Annotated in this window: 2 protein-coding genes; both read right to left on the reverse strand. The window is 59.7% G+C overall.

Features of this window, described 5'->3' with window-relative positions:
* Positions 1 to 63: 63 nt before the first annotated feature.
* The gene (gene istB, locus GYH35_RS34435; protein WP_202624998.1) at positions 64 to 897 is read right to left on the reverse strand and encodes an IS21-like element helper ATPase IstB; all 834 of its coding nucleotides are present in this window, start codon (positions 895 to 897) and stop codon (positions 64 to 66) included.
* Positions 894 to 1,922, reverse strand: coding sequence for an IS21 family transposase (istA, locus tag GYH35_RS34440; protein ID WP_161830753.1), 1,029 nt, complete (start codon positions 1,920 to 1,922; stop codon positions 894 to 896). Before istA ends, istB begins: the two co-directional genes overlap by 4 nt.
* Positions 1,923 to 2,015: the final 93 nt, after the last annotated feature.

The raw sequence follows: 2,015 nt of genomic DNA on the forward strand, positions 1-2,015 counted from the left end.
TGTCAACGCCGGGTTAAAGCTGCACAGATCTGGCGGACGATAATTGCACACATGTTCATAGTCTCAATGAGGTGTGGCTTTAGATCTGCGAGTCCGCCTGGCAGTGACGACGGACTCTGGATCACCGGATTGCAGCAGCGTCTGATGTAACGCGGTGTGTTCTCGCATTCGATAGCTGTTGCCACGGATGTTGACCAGGTGACAGTGATGCAGCACGCGATCAATGAGAGCTGCAGCCATGACATCGTCACCAAGCACTTCGCCCCATTGCTCGAAGTCCTTGTTGGAGGTCAACACGGTCGAGGCCTTTTCGTAGCGCCGACTCATCAGCTGGAAGAACAGGACGGCGCCGGTGTGCGTGATTGGTAGATATCCGATCTCATCGACGACGAGCAACGATGGATGCGTGAGAACAGCCAGTCGTTGCGTGAGTCGCCCGGCAGCTTGAGCCTGCTCGAGTGAGGTGATCAGATCGACCAAGGTGCCGTAGTACACACGACGGCCGCGTTGGGCAGCGGCGATCGCAAGGCTGATCGCCAGATGTGTTTTACCGACGCCAGGCGGTCCGAGCAGCACGATGTTCTCCTTGCGATCTACGAAGCCGAGCTCGTGCAGACTCTCGATTTGTTCGCGCTTGATCGAAGGCTGGAAGGAGAAGTCGAAGGACTCCAGCGTCTTTACGCTCGGCAACCTGGATGAGCGCATCGCGGCCTGCAGGCGTCGGTTGTTGCGCAGGTTGACCTGCGCCGATAGCAATCGATTGATTGCTTCTGTGGCCGCGAGCCGACCACCGTCGATGTCGCTCAGGATCGTGTCTACCGCTTCCAGTGAGCCGGGCATCTTTAGATCGGCGAGCATGCCGCGGATGACTTCGCGCTGAGAGCGAACGGCACTCATGACCGCACCCCGATGAGCTGGTTGTAAACAGCGAGTGGACGCCGCTCCACGCTCGGCAGTGCACGCAGGCGCGGCTGCGGTGGCGGCACCGATGATTGCATCATCGAACGATATGGCTGCAGGGCAAGCGGCTTGAGTCGCGCACGTTCGTCACGCTCAAAGCGCACCATCGGACACTCGCCAATCGTACGATGCAGACGAACGTTCGCCGTCTGAGATGCCCACGACAACGCTTGCGCGTTGAGGTCGGCATCGTTGAGGAACTCACGGCCGTAGAAGAAGCTCTGGCGCACGTAGCTAATGGGGCGCTCCACTTTGCCCTTGGTCTTGGCGCGATACGGGCGGCAGGCACGAACCCGAAAGCCCCAGTGAGCAGCGAAGCGGAGGAACTCAAGGTTCTCGAGGAGCTTGCCGCCGACTGCTCGGTGATCATCGATGATCACCGCCTTCATCTGATCAAAGAGCATCTCAGCGGGCACGCCACCAAACATCGTGAAGGCCTGCTCCAAGCCACGCGTCAGCACTGACATCGTCTGTCGCGGATAGAACTGCATCCAGAGCAACCTGGAGTAGCCCAGGACTACGAGCAGCGCGAAGCGCTTACCCCAGGGCAAACGGAACTCTGCGAAGTCGACCTGTGCCTGCAATCCCGGAGCGGTCTCGAATCGCACCACCGGATCAATCGCAGGCATCGGCCGGACGTGCCGCACGTACTCCTTCAGTTGCGTATAGCCGCCGGTGTAGCCTGCCGCTCGAACCTCCGCGTGAAGACGCGTCGCTGTCAGCTTGGGATACTCGGTTAATCGTGCGAGGACGATCAGGCGGAAGGCATCGATCTTGCGCTGCACCTGCGGCCGAGGCGTGTATCGCACCGCCTCATTATCCAGCTCTCGATCTAACTGTCCCGTCTCGATCCAGTGATAGACCGTGCGACGACTCACGCCCAGGGCGCGTGCGATCTCAGCCTTGCTCAGCCCTTGCTCCAGATAATGACGTAACAGCACTCGTTGCTCCCGTCCGTACATGGGCCGCTCCACGATCGTTCACGGAGCGGCAACCCTGCCTGACTGTGCAATTTTCGTCCGCCAGAAGTGTGCAAATTACGTCCGCCACCGACA

It is taken from the genome of Steroidobacter agaridevorans (genome assembly GCF_009932555.1).
GTDB classification, from domain to species: Bacteria; Pseudomonadota; Gammaproteobacteria; order Steroidobacterales; family Steroidobacteraceae; genus Steroidobacter; species Steroidobacter agaridevorans.

What these genes read in the sequence shown, in the direction of transcription:
- istA (WP_161830753.1), bottom strand. Translation starts at nt 1,922, where the DNA reads ATGTACGGACGGGAGCAACGAGTGCTGTTACGTCATTATCTGGAGCAA.
- istB (WP_202624998.1), bottom strand. Translation starts at nt 897, where the DNA reads ATGAGTGCCGTTCGCTCTCAGCGCGAAGTCATCCGCGGCATGCTCGCC.